The following is a 21,137-nucleotide window of genomic DNA, read 5'->3' on the forward strand; positions in this document are numbered from 1 at the left end:
CTATCTCGTCGCGCCGTTGCCGGCGAGCCGCTTGAGCACCAGCTCCGAGATCGACTTCAGCGTCTCGAACACACCCGGGCCGTGCAGCGCATCGGCCGAGAACTCGGGCACCCCCCGAAAGTTCAGCGCATCCGACAATTCGTTCGTGCTCAGGATCAGCTCCGGCGGTAAATCCTGCTTGTTGTACTGAATCACCAGCGGAACACTGCGGGCTTCCACGCCCTGATCGGCGAGGTTCGCATGGAGATCCTGGAAGCTCTCCACGTTCTCGTCGAGCTGGCGCGACTGGCTGTCGGCCACGAACACCACGCCGTCGGCGCCTTGCAGCACCAACTTTCGCGTCGTTTGATAATAGACCTGTCCAGGCACCGTGTAGAGCTGAAACTTCGTCGTGAACCCGGAGATCATCCCCAAGTCGAGAGGCAGAAAATCAAAGAAGAGCGTGCGATCCGTCTGCGTCGCCAGCGACACCATCTTGCCTTTGCGGTCGTCCGGCACCTGGCCGTAGATGTAATGCAGATTCGTCGTCTTCCCGGACCGCCCCGGCCCGTAGTAGACGATCTTGCACGTGATCTCGCGCGTCGCGTAGTTGACGAGACTCATGACAGCGGCACCCCGCCGGGCCGCTTCGTGACGCTCGGCTCTTCGCGCCCGAACAGCGCCGCGAGATTGCGATTCAAATCCGCTTCGAAATCGACCGCGAGCGCGGGCGCGGCCACCGGCTCGCTCGCCGGCGCCGCCGCGGACAACTCGCGCTGCAAGTCGTCGAAGTAAATCCGCACGAGCCCAAGCGAGCTCGCCGAGTCGAACACCGTCAGACAAACGTACGCGCCGCGTGTCGTTTCGATCGCCGCCATGTAGAGTTGCTTGTCCGGGCCGGCATAGTGAAGACCGCGAAATGGTTTGCCGTCGACGCGACGTCCGAGCTCGCCCGCCGTCGCGTGCGACGCGGCCGCGAGCGCGCACGCCGTCATCACGTCGACCTCGCGCGTGAATCCCGCCTGGGCCATGACCTGGCCGGAGGGATGCAGCAACAAGGCGAGACGCGCGCGCGCATCGTCCACGAACCGCCGGAGCGGTGCTTCGACCCACGCTTCGACCGCGGCGATGTTCATTCGAGCGTCTCCAGCGCCTTCAGCAATTCCATGCGGATGAGACCGACGTTCGCTGCCGCATCCGCAACGACCACGATCACGAGGTCACTACGGCCACCGACGGCGCAGATCCGTCCGCGCTCGGCATCGAGCTGCAGGAACGCAACCGCGCCCAGTCGTGCGGCGCGCGCCGACAACCGGGCTTTCCGGTACATGGAGGCCGCCAGGGCGGCGACCCGCTCGCCGTCCTGGCCGAATCGCAGGTTCGAATCGACGACGAGTCCGTCACTCTCGGAGACGATCAAGCTCGCCCGTACGCCACGCTGCCGCGTCAGAGAATCGAGCATTTCGCTAAAGGGCGTGCTCACTGGCGGTCTCCCCCGTTCCGCTCGACGCCGAGCCACACGGCGGCCCGGTCGGCGCAACGTTCGAGGAGCCGGCGAAGCAAGCCCAGCGGGGTCGCGCGACTGGCGGCCACGACCATCAAGCTGTTGTCGCGTCCGGGCGCCATGGCGACGACGGCTGCCTGGGTCTCGAACGTGATCGCCTTCCAGTCGCCGATGTCGAGGTGCCGCGCCGACCGCAGCACTTCGTCCGAGATGCCACTCAGCTGCGCACCGACGTCCTGCGCGACGTTGGTCCCTTCGGCGTCGAGATACACACCCGCCATCACGTAGCCGCTCGCATCGAGGAGCAGCGCCGTCTGTCCCGCGTCGACCAGCAGATCGGCGAAGAGATATTGGGGATCTTCGGCCTGCGCTTCCGACGGCAGCGTCGGAGCGAGCATGCCACCCGACGAGCGACGCACCGTCGCGAGCGCGTTCGACACATCGCTGCCCGCGCCGCCCGCCGCCGCTTTGCTGAGAAATCGCTCGGCATCCTCGAAGCGGCCCTGCTGGAAACAGACATAGCCCAGGCCCTTCATCGCGCCGAGATGCGCCGGCTTGATGCGCAGCACCGTTTCCCACTCTTCCATGGCGCGCGCGAAGTCGCGGCGATCGACCGCGATCCGCGCCACGAGATCGTGCGCATCGGCGTTCATCTGATGCCGATCGAGACCGCGCAGCGCGATCTTGAGCGCCACCTCGAGCTGTCCCTGCCGGCGCAACGCTTCGCCGAGTTGCAGGAACACCAGACTCGAAGGATCGCGCGCGAGCTCATCGCTCCACCGCCGGACGTCGTCAGCCATTGGGCCGCACCTCCAGCACGCGTTGGAGCTTGGCGATCGCATCGAGCGCATCGCGCGCATCGGCCGCCACCGGACCACTCGGCGACATCTTGAGCAGTTGCTCGACCGCGCTGCGCGCCGTGGTGAGATCCGCCGCGACGAAGCGAATGGTCGTCATCGGCAGACTCGGATCGTTGGCGGCGTACACCGGCGAATCCGGTGTCGCGCGCGTGGACTTGGCCGCTCCCGCAACGACGACACCCGTCGTCGCCAATCCGTACGCGATCTTCGCGATCTCGAATTCGTCGCGGCCGAGCGATGCCGCGATCGCTCGCAGATTCCGCTCGCCGTCGATCATCGTGAGCACCTGCCACTCGTGCGGCAAGAGATCGAGCATCGTGCCTTCGCGATCGTTCTCGACCGGCGCGAGCTCGGGCACCACGTCGAGATTCGGAATGACGTCGTCGATGCGCGACCATTCGTCGATGCGCCGCGCGCCCTCCATGAGCAGCGACTCCGTCGAGACGCTGATGCGCGTTTCCACCGCGATCTCGTCGCGTGGACGCTCGTCGAAACGGAAGAACCCTTCGCGCCACGACATGAGCTCGAACACCACGCTCTCGATCTGCAACCGAAGCTGCCGCTCGAGCTCGCGCTGCGTGATCGCGCCGATCTCGACGAGCAGATCGACGACATCCCGATTCGCGCGGCCGTTCTGCTGACACGACCGCGCGCGCGCGACGTCGGCTTCGCTGACGCGCCCCGCCTGCATCAGCGCCTCTTCGGTCGTCACCGGCTTGCTGCGAATGGTCGCCTGCACGACGCGGCCGTTGTCGAACGCCACGACGCCTTCGTCTTCGCGAAGATCCGAGGTGACGCGCAGCGTCCCCGTCTTCCGGCTCAAATCCAGAAGCTGGAAGACGTCGTGAATGCCGAGCTCGCGGAGCGGTCCTTCGATCGCCATGGCTATGCGGCTCCGCGCGCGCCGAAGACGCGTTGCAGGTCGTTCGCCGTGCGAATCTCGCGGCGCGCGCGACGGGCGTAGTCGCTCGTCGGCGCCAGCGCGAGCACTTTCTCCCACCGCTGCACCGCATCGCGATACCGGCGCTGCTCGGCGAGAATCGTCCCTTCGTGAAACAGCGCGCCAACGTGCGTCGGATCGAACCGCAGCACGCGCGCGAATGCGTGGATCGCATCGCGCTTCCGACCGAGGGTCAAGAGCGTCTCGCCGAGTCCGATCAACGCGTCGAAATGATAGGGATCGCGCTGCAGGAGATCGATCAACAGCGACAGCGCATCCGACGTCCGGCCAATGCGCCGCCGCAGGCCCGCCAGCTCGAGCGTGGCTTCAGCGTACGTCGGCACGGCATCGAGCGCCGCGACGAGCTCCTGCTCAGCTTCGCGCGTATTCCCCTTCGCCTCGAGGAGCTTGGCAAGATGGAAGCGCACGACGGCGAAATCCTGATCGAGCTCGAGCGCGTGACGGTACGCCGCGATCGCGCCTTCGTTGTCGCCGAGCGAACGCGCGATGTCGCCCACCTTTTGCTGCACGTCGGCCCGCATCGGCGCCACGCGCCGCGCGGCATCGAGCAGCGCCAGCGCCGCGGCGGGATCACCCGCTTCCGCACACGCCGTCGCCGCAAGCATGAGCACGTCGGGATCGTCACCGTGTTCGTCGAGCAGACGTTCCGCGATCGGGCGCGCCTCGAGCGCGCGTCCGAGTCGCACGAGCGACCAGGCTTCGCCCACACGCGCCGAACGGCGTGTGGAATCCAACCGCAGCGCTTCGCGATAGCGCTCGAGCGCTTCGCCGAACAATCCTTGTTTCGCGAACACGTCGCCGAGCAACGCCATGCCATCGGCGCGCGCGTGACCACGGCCGATCGCGCGATTGATCTCAGCGGACGCGCGGTCGTACAAGCCCTTCGACAGGTAATCGGCCGCCATCGCGAACGGCGACGCTTCCGTGCTGCGTGCAGGCGTCGGCGTGGCGGGCGTCGGCGCCGGCGTCAACTCCGTGAAGAGCGTGTCGAGGGACTGCGGATCGAAGTTGAAATCGGCGACGGCCGTATCGGTCGGACGCTCGCCGCCCAAATCCGGCTGGATCGAGAGATCGGGATCCTCGTACTCGACGTCCATCGCCAGCTCGAACTTCTGCGCGACGTAGTACGGATCGAGCTCCAAGGCGCGCTTCGTCTCACGCAACGCGCCCTCGAAGTCGCCGAGATTCGAGAGCGTGAAGCTCATGTTGTAATGCGCTTCGGCAAAGTCCGGACGCGCCTGAATCGAGCGGGCGAATGCATTGCGCGCATCCTCGAACTTGCGCAGCTCCGTCAGCACGAGGCCGATGCCGTTCCACGCGACGGGATGCTCCGCCTCGGTCGTGAGCACCTGGCGATACGCGTCGAGCGCGAGCGGAAAGCGCTTTCCGCGGCACAGGAGCAGCGCCAGGTTGAGGCGCGCCTTCACGAACGTCGGCTGCCCATCGAGCGCCTGCCGAAATGCCGCGATCGCGCCATCGACGTCGCCGCTGTGATACAGCGCGACCCCAAAATTGTTTTGCGCGATCGCATACCCCGGCTCGACATGCAGCGCACGCGCATAACTCTCGGCGGCTTCCGCGTAGCGGCCTTGTTGATGCAGCGCGACGCCGTGCTCGCTCCACAGCTTGGGGCTCTGCGACTGCCGGTGCAGAAGCTCCTCGTACACGGCGAGCGCCTCGTTCGGCTGTCGCATGAGCAAATGCACTTCGGCCATCGCCTGCAGCACGAGGTCCCGCTCTTCGCCGCGCTCCAACGCTTTCGCGTATTCGCGCAGCGCCTCGGCGTAGTAGCCCTTGCTGCGGAACGCGAGGCCGAGATTGTACTGCGCGAGCTGGCTTTCACCGCTGACCTGCAGCTCGCGCTTTGCGTCGGGCAGCTGCGCGGCATCCCGCGCGATCCCGCCTTGCCGCTGTTGATCGATCGCGAGATTGGCGTGCGCGCGGGACAGCGCCGGGTTGAGCTTGATCGCGCGCCGCGTGACGGCCTGCGCGTCGGTGTGCCGGCCGATGTCGCCGAGCACGAAGCCCATCAGATACAAGGCGTCGTGATTCTCGGGATTGAGCTCGATCGCGCGCTCGAGCGCGCGCAGCGCGTCGTCGTTCAGGCCGCGATGATACAGCACTTCGCCGAGCGTGAAATGCAGCAGCGAGCTGTCGGGATCGAGCGAGAGCGCGCGCTCGACGTACGACTGCGCGCGCTCGATGTCGCCCGACAGTTTCTCCGCCAGCGCGAGCTGCAGGAGCGCGCCGACGTCGGTCGGATTGAACTGGAGCAGCGACCGAAACTCTTCGGCCGCCTCGTCCTGCTGGCCGAGCAGCGAGAACGTGCGGCCGAGCTCCCAGCGCGCGTCGCGGTCGTCGGGCTTGAGGCGCAGGCGGTCTTTCAGTTCTGGTATTCTAGTATCGTAATAACCGGTGTTGAAGTACGCGACTTCGAGGTTGCGCTGCGCGACCTCCATCTTCTGATCGAGCTCCAGCGCCTTCATGAACGCCGCGACGGCCTCGGCGTACAGGCCCTTGTTGTAATAGAGCACGCCGAGGTTGTTGTGCGCCCCCGCGTCCGACGGATCGATCCGCCGGGCGAACGACCGAAGAACTTCGCGATCGCGTTCGGAGGTCAGCACCATGATCAAGCGACGCGGACAGCCTTGAGAATGGCCTGCAGCGAGGCGGGATCGGGAAGCAACAGGAAGAATCCGCGCAGCTTCTCGTCGGTGTCGTTCATGTAGAACTCGCTCTCGACGCAGAACACGTAGTCCCGGTCGGAACCGAACTGCAAGTAGGTCGTCGTCAGCACCGCGTTCGACATGTCCACCGCCAGCGCCGGCGGCGACGGCAGGAGCATCATCCCCATGAAATCGCTGAGCGCGTTCATGTACGCGGAGCTCAGGATGTTGCCGGCTTCCTTGATCGCCGACTGATCCATCTCCGAAAACTCGTCGCTGTCCGGATCGACGACCGGGCGGCGCATCAACATGCCCGCCAGCCGCCGCGCCGTGCGCCGCGGAAAGACGAGCAGCGTGCGGCCCGTGAGATCCCCGAGCATGTGCATCAACACCGCCGCCACGGGCTCGTCGGGCGCCGCGACTTCCGGCCCGACATCCTCGAGCGGCGACACGTTGATCGTCGGCACGCTGATCATGATCGTTTCACCGACCATTTGCGACAACGCCGTCGCCGCATGACCAGCGCCGATGTTCGCGACCTCGCGCAGCGCGTCGAGCTGAATGGCCTTCAGACTCCGCAGATCGTCCATGAGTTCCTCAAAGAGGAGTAACCACACCACGCACACGCATCACAGCAGACTGCTCACATCGACGATCAACGACGGCGTGCCGTCGCCGAGCAGCGTGGCACCGCCGAAGAACGTCGGCCCATCGTGCACGGCATCGTACTGCTTCACCACGATCTCTTCCTGGCCCGTCAGCTCGTCGATCACGAGCCCCGCCCGACGATCGCCGACGTCGATCACCACGACCTGTTCGAGATCGATGTCGCTGCGCGGCTCATACGCCGGCAAATCGACGAGCGAACGCAAACGAAGCAGCGGCAGCACTTCGTCGCGCGCCAGCAGCACCTCACGCCCCTTCACCGTTCGCACCACATCGGCTGTGAGCTCGATCGTCTCGTTCACGTGCACGAGTGGAATGGCGTACGTCTCGTCGGCGACGCGCGCCAGCAACGCGCGCACGATCGCGAGCGTGAGCGGCAGACGCAGGAGCATCGTCGTGCCTTGTCCCTGCACCGACCGAATGTCCATGGCACCGCCGAGCGACCGAACGCGCGTGTACACCGCATCCACGCCGACGCCGCGACCGGAGAGATCCGTGACCTTCTCCGCCGTCGAAAACCCCGGCCGCGCGATGAGTCGCAGCAGCTCGTCGGGGCTCAGATCCGTCTTGTGCTCGTCGACCAGCCCATCGCGCTTCGCGCGCGCCAGGACCTTGTCGCGGTCGATGCCTTTGCCGTCGTCGCTCACCTTGATCACGACCGCCGAGCGATCGCGGACGGCGCTGAGCGTCAGTCGGCCCACAGGCGATTTGCCGGCCGCTTCACGCACGGCCGGCATCTCGAGCCCGTGATCGATCGAGTTGCGCAGCAGATGCACGATCGAATCGCCGATCTCGTCGAGCATCGAGCGATCGAGCTCGATATCCTTGCCCTCGACGATGAACTCGACCTGCTTGCCGACCGCACGCGCCGCGTCGCGCACGACGCGCGGAAAGCGATCGAAGACGTGCGACACCGGCACCATGCGGCTGGCTGTGATTTCGTCGCGCAGCTCGGTGATGAGCCGCGACGATTGCGACACGGTCTCCTCGAGCGCGGCATCGCCGATCTCCGCGGCGAGCTGCGTCAAGCGTCCGCGCGCGATCACCAGCTCGCCGATGAGATTCATCAAGTTGTCGAGCCGCCGCACGTCGATGCGCACCGACCGCGCCGGCGCCGCTGCAGGCGCACCTGGAACTGCACCTGGACCTGCCCCGCCCTGCGGCACGGCGGCGACACTCGTCGGCGTCGGCGAGCGGGGCGCGGCGGCGATGGGCGCGGATGCCTGCGCCGCCGCATGCTCCTCGTCCTCTCCGACCTGCACGTCCGTAACATCGCCGGCGCTGCGCGCGACACGATCGATGTCGGCGGCGCCCGACGGCGTCAACAGACGCAGCGCGAAATCCGCATCGAAGCCGTCGATTTGAATTTCCTCGAGCGGCGGCTCGGTGCCCGTCACTTCGCCGATGCGCCCGAGCGCCTGCACGATGATGAACGCGCGCACGCCCTTGAGCGGCGTGTCGGGCGCAAGACGCACGCGCACCAGCGTGCCGTCGCCCGGCGGCGCGTCGACCGTCCACCCTTCATCGCCCGCCTCGTGCTCGACCATGCCGCGCAGTCGCTCGACGAGCTCTGTCGTGACGACCGCGCCTTCGCGTCCGGCGACCGCGGCTTCGACCGCTTGCTCGAGGACGTCGGCCGCGCGAAACAACACGTCGGTCACGTCGCCGTCGATCGCGAGCTCGTTGCGCCGCACACGATCGAGCACGGTCTCGAGCTCGTGCGCGAGCTCGGCGACGATGGCGTAGCCCATCGTCGCGCCCATGCCCTTGATCGTGTGGACGGAGCGGAAGATCGCGCCCACCGCCGCCGTCGCCGACGCACCCCCGCCGCCCTGCTCGAGCTCGAGCAGCGCCTGATTCACCGCGGTGATGTGCTCGCGGCTCTCGGTGAGGAATAGCTCCGCGTACTGCTCGTTATCCACGAGACGTCACACCCTCGGCCGGCATGCGAATGCGTTGCACCGCGCTCAGCCGAGTACGCGCTGAACCGCTTCGAGGACGCGGCTGGGTTGAAACGGCTTGACGACGAAGTCCTTCGCGCCGGCTTGAATGGCTTCGACGACGAGCGCCTGCTGACCCATCGCGCTGCACATCAGAATGCGCGCTTGCGGATCGAGCTTGCAGATCTCGCGCACCGCGTCGATCCCGCCCATGTCGGGCATGACGATGTCCATCGTCACGAGGTCGGGACGCAGCTGCTGATACTTCTCGACCGCCTGCACGCCGGTCTCGGCCTCGCCCACGATCTCGAATCCCGCCTGCTGCAGAATGTCGCCGACCATGGTGCGCATGAAGATCGCGTCGTCACAAATCAGAACGGTGTGGCTCAAGTACGCCTCCCTGGAGTGCCTGTCTTCCCGCCGACGATCCTACGACAGCAGGACTTGCTTGAATAAGAATTCGAGATCCAGCAGCACGACTGCCTGTCGCTCGCCATCCGATAAATCGGCCGCCATGCCGTCCTTGCCCTCGGCGCCTTCGACGGCTTCGACGCCTTCGTCGGATTCCGCACCCGCGTCACCGACGGTCGCCACGCCGCGCACAATGCCCTCCTCACGCGGCTCGACGTCCAGCGCGCGCACATCCGCGACTTCCTCCACGATCAAACCGACCAGTCGCTCGCGATGCCGCACCAGCAGAATCGATCCGTCGGTGATGGGCGCGCGCGATGGATCGAGCCGCATCCCGAGATCCAGCACCGTGACGATGGTGCCGCGCATGTTGATCAGCCCGCGCACGAACGGCGGCGCGCCGGGAAGGCGCGTGATGCGTCGCAGCGGAATGATCTCCTGCGCGGCACTGATGTCACACCCGTACAAATTCGCCCCCACGCGAAAGAGCAGCGCGGAAGCAGCAATGAGATCAGGTGTCGACGTTGTAGAATCCAAAGAACTCGAGCGGGTTGGCGTGCTGCTGGTCGGTAATCGAAACGTCGGGGCCGGCGGCGGCCGCGAGGGCGCGGTGCAGATCTTCGGGCAGCGGCGCGCGCAGGTCGATCGTCTCCCCCGTTTCAGGATGACGGAAGACCAGCCACGCAGCATGTAAGAAGTGTCGGCGCGAGGGGAGATTTACCAACCTTCGCCCTCCACCTCCGCCGTACGTGTCGTCGCCGACGACCGGGTGCCCGATCGAAGCGAGATGTACTCGGATCTGGTGGGTCCGTCCCGTAAAGAGATGTGCCCGAAGCAGATCCGCGGAGTCGAAGCGCGCGAGACGAGTCAAATCGGTCCTCGCAGACCGTCCGGTACTGACGATTGCCATGCGCTTTCGGTCTCGCGGATCCCGAGCGACCGGCTTCTCGATCGTGACACGGTCGTCGGTCAGATGCCCCCAGCAGAGAGCGGCGTACCGCCGCACGATTTTCCGAGCTTGCAGCGCGGCGCCGAGGACACGATGCGCCCGGTCGGTTTTGGCGACCAAAAGGAGGCCCGACGTCTCCTTGTCCAGGCGATGGACGATTCCCTCGCGTCCTTCCTCGGAAGCCTCGGAGCCCTCGGAACCCTTGGAAAGCGGGCCGCCGCGCCCTTTGAGCGCGTTGACGAGCGTCCCGGACCAGTTGCCGGGCGCCGGATGCACGACCATCCCGGCGGCCTTGTTGACGACCAGGACGGAGTCATCCTCGTAGACGACGTCGATGGGGATGTCCTCGCCTTCGACCTTGATACCCCTGGGTTCCGGGATATTGACGGTTACTTTTTCTCCTGGTCGAGCCCGGTACGCCGATTTCTCCCGCCGGCCGTCAACCAGCACATGCCCTTCGGCAATGAGCGTCGCCGCCTGGTTCCGGGAGAGATCGAGCGCGCCGGCGACCAGCAGGTCGAGGCGAGGCGCATCATCAGGCGTGTCGAGGGTATGGGTCGGCATGGGGCGGGAAAGATACTCGCACCCATGTCATCCTGACCCGATCTTCTTCTCGACGCGCGGGTGAAGCTACTCTTTCGCCGGAACCGTCTCGCCGGGGTCGAAATCCCGCGCCGCCGCTTCCGCGGCCTGCATCGCCAGCTCGCGCCGATCCTCGCGCCACAGCACGAAGGCTAGCAGCAACGCGCCGATCGTCACCGCCGAATCCGCGACGTTGAACGTCCAGAAACGCCAGGTGCCGACGCCGATATCGATGAAGTCGACCACACCCTCGGCGTTACGGAAGCGGTCGAGCAGATTACCCGCCGCACCGCCCCACGCCAGCCCGAGCGCGAGCACGCGCACCATGTCGCCGGGCAGCGTCGTGCGATAGAGCCGCCACAGTATCACCAGCGCGATCACCGCGAACGCGCCGAAGATGTAACGCGAGTGTGGGCCCAACCACATGCTGAACGCCGCGCCCGGATTGAACGCCAGCGTGAAGCGCACGACGCTGCCGATGATGTCGTGCGGAATGTGCTGCGGCATGAGATGGCGCACCGCGAGCATCTTTGAAACGATGTCGAGGACGAGAACGAGGACGGCCGCGGACCAGAACACGCGGCCGTTCGTGCTGCGACCGGGCTGACGAATGGCGGGACTGGTCATGAGGCCTTGGCTTACGTGAGCTCCCGCGGCTCGCCCGTCACGGTCGCGGGCGCCGGAACGCGAACCATGTCCGTGTCGGCGTCCTCGCCCCACAACACCCACGCCAGCAGGAACGCGCCGAGACTCACCGCCATGTCGGCGATGTTGAACGTCGGCCAGCGCGAATCGCCAAAGCCAATGTCGATGAAATCGACGACGCCGAACGGCGAGCGAATGCGATCGAGCAGATTGCCGACGGCGCCGCCGCACACGAGCGCGAGCGACAGCGTGCGCACGACATCTCCCGGGCGCGTCGACGCGTAGAGCCGGCCGAGGATCACGAGCGCGACGATCGTCAGCAGCATGAAGATCCACCGCGAGTACTGCCCCACGTGCAGCCCGAACGCCGCGCCGGGATTGTGCACCAGCGTGAATCGAATCCACTCCCCATAGACCGCGTGCGGCAGGCCCTGCGGCAGAAGGCGCGACGCGGCAACTGCCTTCGTACAAAAATCCACCGCGGTCACGAGCACCAGCACCGGCCAGAACAAACCCCCGTTCGCCGACGGACTGCCGTTACCGCCAAAGCCGCTCATACCACTGCTACTTCTTGGCATCTTCCTCACGCTGCTTGCAGTCGATGCAATAGCGGGCGTGCGGAAGCGCATCCAGGCGCTCGAAGGCGATCTCGTTGCCGCACTGATGGCATCGGCCGAAGGTTTCCGGATTGCGAATCAACCGCCGCAGCGCTTCGTCGATGTGCCAAAGGAATCGTCCTTCCTGGCTCGCGAACAGAAACGCTTTCTCGCGCTCCATGGCATCGGTCCCTTGATCGGCCATATGGAACGAGTAGCTGCTCAGATCACCGTCCGCCGACTGCGGCGTCGCACCAAACGCCTCGTCGTTGCGACCGAGCTCCTTGAGCACGCGCTTCCGCTCCTCGAGCAACCGCTTCTCGAAGTGCTGCAGCATCTTCTTGGTCATTCCCTTCGGCTTCTTGGCGCTCGCGCTATTGGCGCTGTTCGCTGTCGGCATTGCTACTGTATCCTGGTGATGGCCACGTGGGCCGTGATCCCGTCGAGATCGATCGCGTTGCCGTTCGTGATACTCTCCGCCCCATCTCCCGCGAACACGAGCTCGGTAGCCAGCACTTCATCCGCGATCCACGCACCGTGTGCGTCGATCGCAGCCTTGACGTCCGCGCCGCCCGCCACGGTCAACACGATCCGGTCGCTGACCGCGTACCCCGACTCTTTTCGCATACGCTGTACCCGGCTAATCAACTCCCGCGCGTACCCCTCTTTCTTCAATTCCGGCGTGATCGTTGGATCGATCGCGGCGAAAAATCCCGCGTCCTCCTGGACCGCCAACGCGCCCGACGCTCGGCGAATGATCGTCAGGTCGTCAACCCCAAGCTCGTGCGACTCGCCCTCAACGCTAACAACGAGCGGCTCGCCCCGCTCGAACGCCCGCACGTCATCGCTCGTGAACGCCGCGACCGCTTGCGCGGCCAACGGCGTACGCTTGCCGAACTTCTTACCCAGCGAACGGAAATTCGGTTTCGCTTCGAGGGTCACGAGCGCGTCACCCGACGTAGCAAACTCGACCTGCTTCACGTTCAGTTCCGCGGCCAACAGGGACACGAACGGGGCCAAAGCGGCCTCGGAGACGTTCGGCGCCACGCACACCATTCGCGATAACGGCTGCCGCACCTTGATCCCAATTTCTTCGCGCGCCGCGCGGCCCAGGCGAGCCAGCGTCCGAATCGCCTGCATCGCGACGTCGAGCGTCGCATCCACCGCCACGAGGCGCGGCGCCACGAACGGCGCCAGATGCACCGACTCGCCGGTCAGTTCGCGATGGATCCAGTCGCTCACGAACGGCGCGAACGGGGCCAGCAGCCGGCACACCGACGCAAGCACCTCGTGCAACGTCGCGAACGCCGCGCGATTGTCGTCGCTGTCGACTTCATAGAAGCGCGAGCGATTCAGCCGCACGTACCAGTTGGCGAGATCGTCGTCGACGAATTCGATGATCGCCCGCGCGGCCGTGGTCGCATCGTATTGCTCCAACGCCTCGTCGACCGTGTGTTCGAGATGCGCCAGCCGCGCAATCATCCAGCGGTCGATCGCCGGCCGGTCGGCCAGCGCCGGATCGTCGTCCGAGGGTGCCCAGCCGAAATTCGCGTATTGCGCGAAGATGCCGCTATACACGTTCTTGAACGTCCGCACGAAGCGCCCCGCCTGCTCGGCCAGCACTTTCTCGTCGAAGCTCCGCGGCACCCAGGGATTGCTCGCCGCGATGAGGAACAGGCGCACCGCATCCACGCCGTGACGCTCGAACGCGGCCCACGGATCGACGATGTTGCCGCGGCTCTTCGACATCTTGAGCCCCTCGCCGTCGAGCACCATGTCGTTGACGACGACGGCGCGATACGGCGACGCCCCGGACCGGTCGCTGTTGTTCGGCAGCGCGGGCCCAAGCGCCGTGGCGATCGCGAGCAGCGAATAGAACCAGCCGCGGGTCTGGTCGACGCCTTCGGCGATGAAATCGGCCGGGAACTGTGTCGCGATCGTATCAGCGTTCTCGAATGGATAGTGCCACTGCGCGAACGACATGGAGCCGGAGTCGTACCACGTGTCGATGACTTCCGCCGCGCGGCGCATCGTGCCGCCGCAGCCGTTCGCGCGGCACTTCCACGTATAGCGATCGACGTGGTGCTTGTGGGGATCGAAGTCCGTGGGCAGCGGCGCGCCGATCTTGTCGGCCAGGTCCGCGAAACTTCCGACGCACTCGACGTGCGACGCGTCGCCGTCGCAGATCCACACCGGCAGCGGCGTGCCCCAGTATCGGTCGCGCGAGATCGCCCAGTCGATGTTGTTCTTGAGCCATTCGCCGAAACGCCCTTCGCCGATGGCGGGCGAATGCCAATCCACGCGCGCGTTGCGCGCGAGCATGGCGTCCTTGATCGCGGTCGTGCGAATGAACCACGACGAGCGCGCGTAATACAGGAGCGGCGTGCCGCAGCGCCAGCAGTGCGGATACGAGTGCGTGATCCGCCCGGCGCGAAAGAGCACGTCCCGGCGTTTGAGCTCTTCGATGATGAGCGGATCGGCATCCTTCACGAACTCGCCGCCGACGACGGGCATCGACGACGGAAATTCACCGCGCGCGCCGACCGGCTGCAGAAACGCGAGATTGTGCCGCTGGCCCGCCGCATAGTCGTCGGCGCCGAACGCCGGCGACATGTGCACGACGCCCGAGCCGTCGTCCGCCGAGACGAAGTCTTCGCCGACGATGATCTCGTGGTTGGTGCCCGCGGGATAGTCGAGCCAGTCCAATGGCCGTTTGTAGGTCGTTCCGACCAATTCGGCCCCTTTGAGCCGGCCAACGAAATTCCAGCGATTCTCATAGTCGCCGCCGAACACCGCCTGCACGCGCGACTCGGCGAGGATGAGCGTTCTCTGATCCTCGCCCTCCTTGCGCACCAGCTCGACGTAGTCGAGATCGGGATGCACGGCGAGCGCCGTGTTGGAGACGAGCGTCCAGGGCGTGGTGGTCCAGACGAGAATGCGTCGCGCGATGGGCGATGGGCGTCGGGCGATGGGCGCGGTCTCGTCGCCGCCCAACTCCAGCGCGATATAAACGCTCGGGTCCTCGACGTCCTCGTACCCTTGGGCGACTTCGTGGCTCGACAGCGCCGTCCCGCAGCGCGGACAATACGGCAGAATCTTGTGCCCGCGATACAAGAGATTCTTGTCGAACAGCGTCTTGAGCGACCACCACACGCTCTCGACATAGTCGTGCGTGTACGTGACGTACGGATGCTCGTAGTCGAGCCAGTACGCCATGCGCGCGCTCAGCTTCTCCCAATCGCTCCGATACTTGAACACGCTCTCGCGGCACAGGCGATTGAACTCGGCGACGCCGAGCGCTTCGATCTGTTGCTTGCCGCTGATGCCGAGCTGCTTTTCGACTTCGATCTCCACCGGCAGGCCATGCGTGTCCCACCCCGCCTTTCGCTCGACGCGAAAGCCCTTCATCGCGCGGTGGCGGCAGAAGAGATCCTTGATCGTGCGCGAGAAGACGTGATGAATGCCCGGCTTGCCGTTCGCGGTCGGCGGGCCTTCAAAAAACACGAAATTCGGCGCGCCCTCGCGCGCGGCGAGGGTCTGGTGGAAGAGATCTTCTTCTTCCCACCGCGCGAGCAGCTCGCGCTCGACCTCGTCGGCCGGTCGCTCCGGCGGCAACGGTTGGTATTTCGTCATTGGCGACGCGGTCATAGAGCGTGGAGGACTCCCTTCACCACTTCGGTCAACTTCGGCTCCGCCGTATTCGCGACCGAAAGGATCCGCTCGAGCGTCGCCGGCTCGAGCGCGTCGGGGAGACACATGTCGGTGATGATCGATAAGCCAAGCACGCGCATGCCGCCGTGAATCGCCACGAGGACTTCAGGCACCGTCGACATTCCCACCACGTCGGCGCCGATCGCGCGCAGAAAACGATACTCGGCGCGCGTCTCGAGATTCGGCCCCGCGACCGCGACGTACACGCCTTCGCGCAACGCGATCTGTTTTTCGGCAGCAACCTCGCGCGCGCGTGCGCGCAGCGACGCATCGTACGGCGCCGAGAGATCGGGAAACCGAGGCCCGAGCGCGTCATCATTCGCGCCGATGAGCGGACTGTCGCCCAACAGATTGATGTGGTCGGCGATGAGCATGACGTCGCCCGCGCTCCACAGCGGATTCAATCCGCCGCACGCATTCGACACCATGAGCGTGTCCGCCCCAAGCGCGCGCAGCACGCGCACCGGAAACGTGACCTGCTGCAGCGAGTAGCCTTCATACCGGTGAAATCGCCCTTGCATGGCGATCACCGTTTTTCCGCCGAGCGTTCCGCAGAGGAGCCGGCCGGCGTGCGACTCGACCGTCGACAGCGGAAACCCCGGGATGTCGCCGTACTCGATCACCGTCTGCGATTCGATGTCCGCGGCTAGGCGGCCGAGGCCGGTGCCGAGGATGATCGCCGCGTCGGGCCGACGGGCGAACCGTTCACGCACGACGGCAGCGGCCCGCTCGATCGACGCGGACGAATGCAGTGCGACCGGGAGCGTGGCTCCCACCGAATACGCAGTCGACGTCATTCCTTGACGAGCGATCCCATCCAGGCCGGCGCGTTTCCATCACGCACCGCGGCATCGTTGCCAGGCGTCTGCTCGGCGGCCGTGATCTCCGAGAGTTGGCGCTCGACGAGCGCGCGGATCTGCGCCAGATAGGCGCGGCGCGCGCGATCGAGCGACGCGAGCTGGTCCTCCATCCGCCGCACTTCGGCACGCGCTTCGTCGATCAAACGGTCGCCCTCGGCGCGCGCTTCGCGGACCACGAGCTGCGCCTCCTTGTCCGCCTGCTCGCGGATCTCCCCGCGCAGCTGCTGCGCGGAAACCAGGGCTTCGTTGATCGCCTTGTCGCGCTCGCGAAAGGCGCGGAGCTGTTCGTGAAAACCGCGCGCCTTCGCGTCCAGATCCTGATTCAGGCGCGAGAGCCGCTCGAGCTCTTCGGCAACCTGTTCGCGAAACTGCTCGACGCGATCGGGATCGTAGCCGCGCAACGCTTTACCGAACTCATATCGGCGAACGTCGAGGGGGGTGAGATGAAAGGTCTCGTCCATCATGCGTTAGGCACCTCTGGTCCCTCTCTCGCTCCGAAGAGAATCGTACCGAGCCGAATGAGCGTCGCGCCTTCCTCGACCGCGACCTCGTAGTCGTTCGACATGCCCATCGACAACTCAGTGGCCGGATGTCCCGCGGCGCGGAAGATGTCCCGCGCTTCGCGCGTTCCGGCAAAGACGTTTCGCAAGATACGGTCGTCGGCGTTCAGCGGCGCCATCGTCATGACGCCGCGAACGGTGACGTTGGTGAGACCGCGCATCCGTTCCGCTTCGGCACGCCACTCGGGACGCTCGAAACCGCCCTTGGTCTCTTCACCGGCCACGTTCACTTGCACGAGCACAACCGTGGCCTGGTGATTTGGCGCGTCCAGCTCGTTCACCGCGTCGGCCAACCGGGCGCTGTCCAGCGAATGGAGGAGATCGAAGCGAGGGAGGGCCTTCACCTTGTTCCGCTGCAGATGTCCGATGAGATGCCAGCGCACCGGCGCCGTGGTCGCATCCATCTTGGGAAGCGCTTCCTGCACCCGATTCTCCCCGACGTCGCGAAGCCCGGCGTCGTACGCCGCCTGAACGGCATCCGGGCCGTGCGTCTTGGTGACCGCCACGATCGTGACGGCTTGGCCGTGACCGCCGCGGCGCCGCGCTGCCTCGATTCGATCGCGCACCTCTCGAAGCCGTTCCGGGAGGTCAGAAAACGGCATAAGACACCAAGTTACCGTAAGTTACAGAGTGAATCAAGGGAAGCGAGTTGGACCTTGGCCGACGCCGGATCGAGCACTGTGCGCGGACAGGAAAGGACGTTCACAAAATACTCGTTCACCGGATCGGTAGACGGCCGGACATCGCGCCCGTGAAACAACGAATCCACCCACTGAGCCGCGCGTCTCGTGGCAGCCAGGTCGATCGACATAACCTTCAAATGCTGTTTTGAAGGGTCCAAGCTGGACGCGTCGATTGCCACATGGCCCAAAAGCGTCCAACTGATCGCCAACGGTTCGCGCTCGGCCGCGTCGACCGTGATTGCCGCGGCGACCGGGCGGCCCTGCCCTCGGGCCATCGCCGCAATGCGCTCGGTACTCGGACCAATGAGACCATACCGGCGGCGCAGCTCCTCGAGGTACCAACCCGCGCCAAGCAGCGGCAGTGTCACGGTAACAACGTCGGGTCGCACGTGCTCGACCTGCTGGGCGTACCAGAGCGGATAGGTGTCATTGTCGCCGGATACGAAGAGCACCGACCGTGGCGGGAGCGGCTCGAGCAGTGCCAGCGCGACGGCGCGCGGCAACGCCGCCTCGGGCATCGAACGACGCGAGACGGCGCTCCAGTTGAGCGCGACGGGAAGCGCCGCGACGAGAACGCCCAGCGGCGCCGGCCACCGCAGTCGGCGTGCGAGAGCAACCGCACCCGCGCCCGCCCACAATCCCCACGCCCAGAAGCCAAGCACGAAGAAGTAATCGCGATCGCGCGCCTCGTGATTGTCGGCGTTCGGCACGAATTGCCAGCCGAACGATGTACCCGCCTTGAGATTGAGATAGACGATCACGCCGAGCGAGCCGCAGAGAAAGAGCAGGAGCGTCGCGCGCCAGGTCCGACGGTCGCGCGCGCGATGCCAGCGACTGCCGGCGACGCCGAGGCACGCAAAAACGACGGTCGCGGCAATGCGCGCCGCATTGGGGATCACGGTCGGCGCCAGCGACAGACCGAATTGCCAATCCGCGTACTCGAACCAGTTGGCGATCTGCAGCCAGAACGGCGCCTGCCGCGGAAGCATCCCCTGCACGGCGTATTGCCGCCGCGAAACCGCGTAGGCAAGCGCGTCGAACGTCGACGGGTTGCCCTGGTTGATCGCGGGATCGTGCCGCGCGCGAAGCAGGAGGAACGCAAGTCCGGAAGCCCCCACCGCCACGGCGGCGAACGATGGAACCCACTCGCGCACGGTATCGCGAACGGCGGCGTTGGCGAACGTCGTCGACACGGCGAGCCCCGCCACCCCAATTATGAAAATACTAATTGACAGTTTACTCATGGCGACGACGCAGAGGGTCACCGACAGGAGCACCCAGCCAGCCCGCCAATCCCGCTCGCCGTCCTGGCGCTCGCTCGCGAGCTGGATGACGACCGGCGCGGCGACGAGCGAGCTGAGATGCAGCGGCAGCGCCAGCGCCAGGCAGTACGCGGCCAGCGCGACCCACTTGCGATCCCCGGTGCGCCCGGCGACGTCCGCCGCGGCGATCGACACCATCGCGAGCGCGAGTGACGCCGCGTACACCTCGGTCTCGGTGGCGTTCTGCCAGATCGACGACGTCGCGCCGGCGGCGATCGCCGCGGCGAAGCCCGCGGTGCGCGAGCCCGTCGCGCGCGCGACGAACCACGCGGCGACGCCACCCGCCGCCGCCGTCGCGACGGCCGAGAACAGATTCGTCGCGACGGCGTATGGCAGAAGCGCCAACATCCGCGCCCACGTGTTGAGCAGCACGATGAACAACGGCGTGCCGGGCGGATGCGGAATGCCCAGCGAATGCGCCGCCGCGATGAATTCGCCCGCGTCCCAGAAGGTTACGCTCGGCGCGAGCGTCGCGACGTACACCGCGAGTAGTGTCGCGGCCGCGGTCAACGCGGTGAGTCGCTGTGTCGCCGCCAGGCTCATGCGAAGCCGCGACGCAGTGCCGTCAGGAAGAGATGCCAACTTCGGCATCGCGGGACAGTTGCCGCAGCGTTCGTCCCGACACGAGCTCGCGCACCTGATCGATCGCCATATCACGGCCGAGCCGGCCGTTCTGCGCGACGGTGATCGTCGCCGTCTCCTCGGACACCACGATGACCAGCGCGTCCGTCTCTTCGCTCAGGCCGAGTGCGGCACGGTGGCGCGTGCCGAGCGACCGGTCGAGCGCCATCGTCTGCGACAAGGGGAGAATGCAGCCCGCGCCGACGATCGTGTCGCCGCGGATGATCACGGCGCCATCGTGCAGCGGGGAGTACGGCGTGAAGATCGTCGCGAGCAAATCGGCGGAGACCGTCGCCTGCATCTCCGATCCGGACTGCACGTATTCCTCGAGCGACACCTCCCGCTCGATCGCGATGATCGCCCCCACCCCGGAACGACTCAGCCGCCCGACGGCGTCGGCCACCTGATCGGCGATCTCCGATTCACGCATGTGTCCGAAGAGCCGGGACATCGGCGAACGTCCGATCTGCGCGAGCGCCGCGCGCAACTCCGGCGCGAACACCACGAGCAGCGCGATGGCGCCGTAGCTGAAGATCAGTGTCAACAAGTACACGATCATACCGAGCCGCAGGACGTAGGCAATGCCATAGGCCACGGCGAGCACGATGATGCCCACCAGCACCTGCATCGCGCGCGTGCGGTGGATGAGCAGCAGCACCCGATAAATCACGACGGTGACGATCGCCACCTCGAGAACGTCGCGCCAACCGGGATGCAGCAGCTGCAATTGCTCGAACACGTTCATGCGGCGCTGGCCATGATCGCCCACGCCACGTCCAGGGCATCGCGATTGGGTTTCACGTCGTGCACACGAAAGAGGCGCGCGCCGCGCTCGAGCGCGGCGACATTCGCGCCGACGGTGCCCGCAACGCGCGCCGACGGAGTGGAAACGCCGGTGAGCTCCCCGATGAATCGTTTGCGCGAAACGCCAACGAGCACGGGGAAACCCAACGATGCCACGCGGCCGAGCGCCGCCAGCAGCGCGAGAGAATGTTCACCGCGCTTGGAGAATCCAATGCCCGGATCGAGCACGATGCAGTCGCGCGAAACCCCGGCCCCCACGGCCTCCGCGACACGCGCGCTCAGCTCACGCACCACGTCGCCCGCGACGTCGTCGCCATACGTTGCGTGCGTGAACGTCGCCATGTCCGACACGCCGCCGCGCGAATGCATCAATACCACGCCGGCGCCGCGCTCTGCGCACAACGCGCCCATGGCGGGATCGAGACGAAATGCCGAGACGTCGTTCACGATCGAGACGCCGGCGTCGAGCGCCGCGCGCGCCACTTCGGACTTCACGGTGTCGATCGACACAGGCAGTGCCGGGTGGACCCGCCGCACCGCTTCGATCACCGGCATCACGCGATGCAACTCTTCATCGGCGTTCACGGGAATCGCGCCCTGCGGCCGGGTGGATTCACCACCGACGTCGATGACGTCCGCGCCTTCGTTCACCATCTGATCGACGTGCCGCAACGCGTCGTCGAGCGACCGCAATCGCCCGCCGTCGCTGAAGCTGTCCGGCGTGACGTTGACGATGCCGAGAATGCGCGGCTTGTCGAGTGACAGTTCTCCGGTCGCGTGGTGCCAGGGCATGCGGGGAAAATAGCGGGCGTATGGG

General features: G+C 66.1%; 21 protein-coding genes. All 21 read right to left on the bottom strand.

Annotated features, from left to right (window positions below):
* The 21 genes from VN706_21845 to folP all read right to left on the bottom strand — a co-directional run bounded on the left by VN706_21845 (nt 1) and on the right by folP (nt 21,112).
* A complete protein-coding gene (locus VN706_21845; GenBank protein HXT18289.1) occupies nt 1-603 on the bottom strand; it encodes a GTPase domain-containing protein in 603 nt (200 codons plus the stop codon).
* A complete protein-coding gene (locus VN706_21850) occupies nt 600-1,115 on the bottom strand; it encodes a hypothetical protein (GenBank protein HXT18290.1) in 516 nt (171 codons plus the stop codon). Before VN706_21850 ends, VN706_21845 begins: the two co-directional genes overlap by 4 nt.
* The gene (locus VN706_21855; GenBank protein ID HXT18291.1) at nt 1,112-1,462 is read right to left on the bottom strand and encodes a roadblock/LC7 domain-containing protein; all 351 of its coding nucleotides are present in this window, start codon (nt 1,460-1,462) and stop codon (nt 1,112-1,114) included. Before VN706_21855 ends, VN706_21850 begins: the two co-directional genes overlap by 4 nt.
* Nucleotides 1,459-2,283: a tetratricopeptide repeat protein gene (locus VN706_21860; GenBank protein ID HXT18292.1), complete on the bottom strand. Its 825-nt coding sequence runs from the start codon at nt 2,281-2,283 to the stop codon at nt 1,459-1,461. Before VN706_21860 ends, VN706_21855 begins: the two co-directional genes overlap by 4 nt.
* The gene (locus VN706_21865) at nt 2,276-3,226 is read right to left on the bottom strand and encodes a DUF4388 domain-containing protein (protein HXT18293.1); all 951 of its coding nucleotides are present in this window, start codon (nt 3,224-3,226) and stop codon (nt 2,276-2,278) included. The genes VN706_21860 and VN706_21865 overlap by 8 nt, the downstream gene beginning before the upstream one ends.
* Nucleotides 3,227-3,228: 2 nt before the next feature.
* On the bottom strand, nt 3,229-5,931 hold the full coding sequence (locus VN706_21870) for a tetratricopeptide repeat protein (protein ID HXT18294.1): 2,703 nt from the start codon (nt 5,929-5,931) through the stop codon (nt 3,229-3,231).
* A gap of 2 nt (nt 5,932-5,933) precedes the next feature.
* Nucleotides 5,934-6,560, bottom strand: coding sequence for a chemotaxis protein CheC (locus tag VN706_21875; protein HXT18295.1), 627 nt, complete (start codon nt 6,558-6,560; stop codon nt 5,934-5,936).
* A gap of 39 nt (nt 6,561-6,599) precedes the next feature.
* On the bottom strand, nt 6,600-8,558 hold the full coding sequence (locus tag VN706_21880) for a chemotaxis protein CheA (GenBank protein HXT18296.1): 1,959 nt from the start codon (nt 8,556-8,558) through the stop codon (nt 6,600-6,602).
* Nucleotides 8,559-8,603: 45 nt separating this feature from the next.
* Nucleotides 8,604-8,966: a response regulator gene (locus VN706_21885; protein ID HXT18297.1), complete on the bottom strand. Its 363-nt coding sequence runs from the start codon at nt 8,964-8,966 to the stop codon at nt 8,604-8,606.
* Nucleotides 8,967-9,005: 39 nt separating this feature from the next.
* Nucleotides 9,006-9,524 carry a chemotaxis protein CheW gene (locus tag VN706_21890; GenBank protein HXT18298.1) on the bottom strand — a complete coding sequence of 173 codons (519 nt, stop codon included), beginning with the start codon at nt 9,522-9,524 and terminating at the stop codon, nt 9,006-9,008.
* Entirely contained in the window at nt 9,499-10,500 is a 1,002-nt protein-coding gene (locus tag VN706_21895; protein HXT18299.1) for an RluA family pseudouridine synthase, read from the bottom strand. The genes VN706_21890 and VN706_21895 overlap by 26 nt, the downstream gene beginning before the upstream one ends.
* A gap of 66 nt (nt 10,501-10,566) precedes the next feature.
* Entirely contained in the window at nt 10,567-11,145 is a 579-nt protein-coding gene (gene lspA / locus VN706_21900) for a signal peptidase II (GenBank protein HXT18300.1), read from the bottom strand.
* 11 nt (nt 11,146-11,156) lie between these two features.
* Nucleotides 11,157-11,720 (bottom strand): signal peptidase II, encoded by a 564-nt coding sequence (lspA, locus tag VN706_21905; protein HXT18301.1) that lies wholly within the window; start codon nt 11,718-11,720, stop codon nt 11,157-11,159.
* Nucleotides 11,721-11,727: 7 nt separating this feature from the next.
* Nucleotides 11,728-12,159, bottom strand: coding sequence for a TraR/DksA C4-type zinc finger protein (locus VN706_21910; GenBank protein ID HXT18302.1), 432 nt, complete (start codon nt 12,157-12,159; stop codon nt 11,728-11,730).
* A 2-nt stretch (nt 12,160-12,161) separates the two neighbouring features.
* Nucleotides 12,162-15,392, bottom strand: a complete 3,231-nt coding sequence (ileS, locus tag VN706_21915) for an isoleucine--tRNA ligase (GenBank protein HXT18303.1) — start codon at nt 15,390-15,392, stop codon at nt 12,162-12,164.
* A gap of 11 nt (nt 15,393-15,403) precedes the next feature.
* Nucleotides 15,404-16,246, bottom strand: coding sequence for a purine-nucleoside phosphorylase (locus VN706_21920; GenBank protein ID HXT18304.1), 843 nt, complete (start codon nt 16,244-16,246; stop codon nt 15,404-15,406).
* A gap of 17 nt (nt 16,247-16,263) precedes the next feature.
* Nucleotides 16,264-16,794, bottom strand: coding sequence for a DivIVA domain-containing protein (locus tag VN706_21925; protein ID HXT18305.1), 531 nt, complete (start codon nt 16,792-16,794; stop codon nt 16,264-16,266).
* A complete protein-coding gene (locus VN706_21930; protein HXT18306.1) occupies nt 16,791-17,456 on the bottom strand; it encodes a YggS family pyridoxal phosphate-dependent enzyme in 666 nt (221 codons plus the stop codon). The genes VN706_21925 and VN706_21930 overlap by 4 nt, the downstream gene beginning before the upstream one ends.
* Before the next feature lie 47 nt (nt 17,457-17,503).
* The gene (locus tag VN706_21935; protein HXT18307.1) at nt 17,504-19,486 is read right to left on the bottom strand and encodes a DUF2723 domain-containing protein; all 1,983 of its coding nucleotides are present in this window, start codon (nt 19,484-19,486) and stop codon (nt 17,504-17,506) included.
* The gene (gene cdaA, locus VN706_21940) at nt 19,461-20,285 is read right to left on the bottom strand and encodes a diadenylate cyclase CdaA (GenBank protein ID HXT18308.1); all 825 of its coding nucleotides are present in this window, start codon (nt 20,283-20,285) and stop codon (nt 19,461-19,463) included. The genes VN706_21935 and cdaA overlap by 26 nt, the downstream gene beginning before the upstream one ends.
* On the bottom strand, nt 20,258-21,112 hold the full coding sequence (gene folP / locus VN706_21945) for a dihydropteroate synthase (GenBank protein HXT18309.1): 855 nt from the start codon (nt 21,110-21,112) through the stop codon (nt 20,258-20,260). The genes cdaA and folP overlap by 28 nt, the downstream gene beginning before the upstream one ends.
* Between the last annotated feature and the right edge of the window lie 25 nt (nt 21,113-21,137).

It is taken from the genome of Gemmatimonadaceae bacterium (genome assembly GCA_035606695.1).
Taxonomy (GTDB): domain Bacteria; phylum Gemmatimonadota; class Gemmatimonadetes; order Gemmatimonadales; family Gemmatimonadaceae; genus JAQBQB01.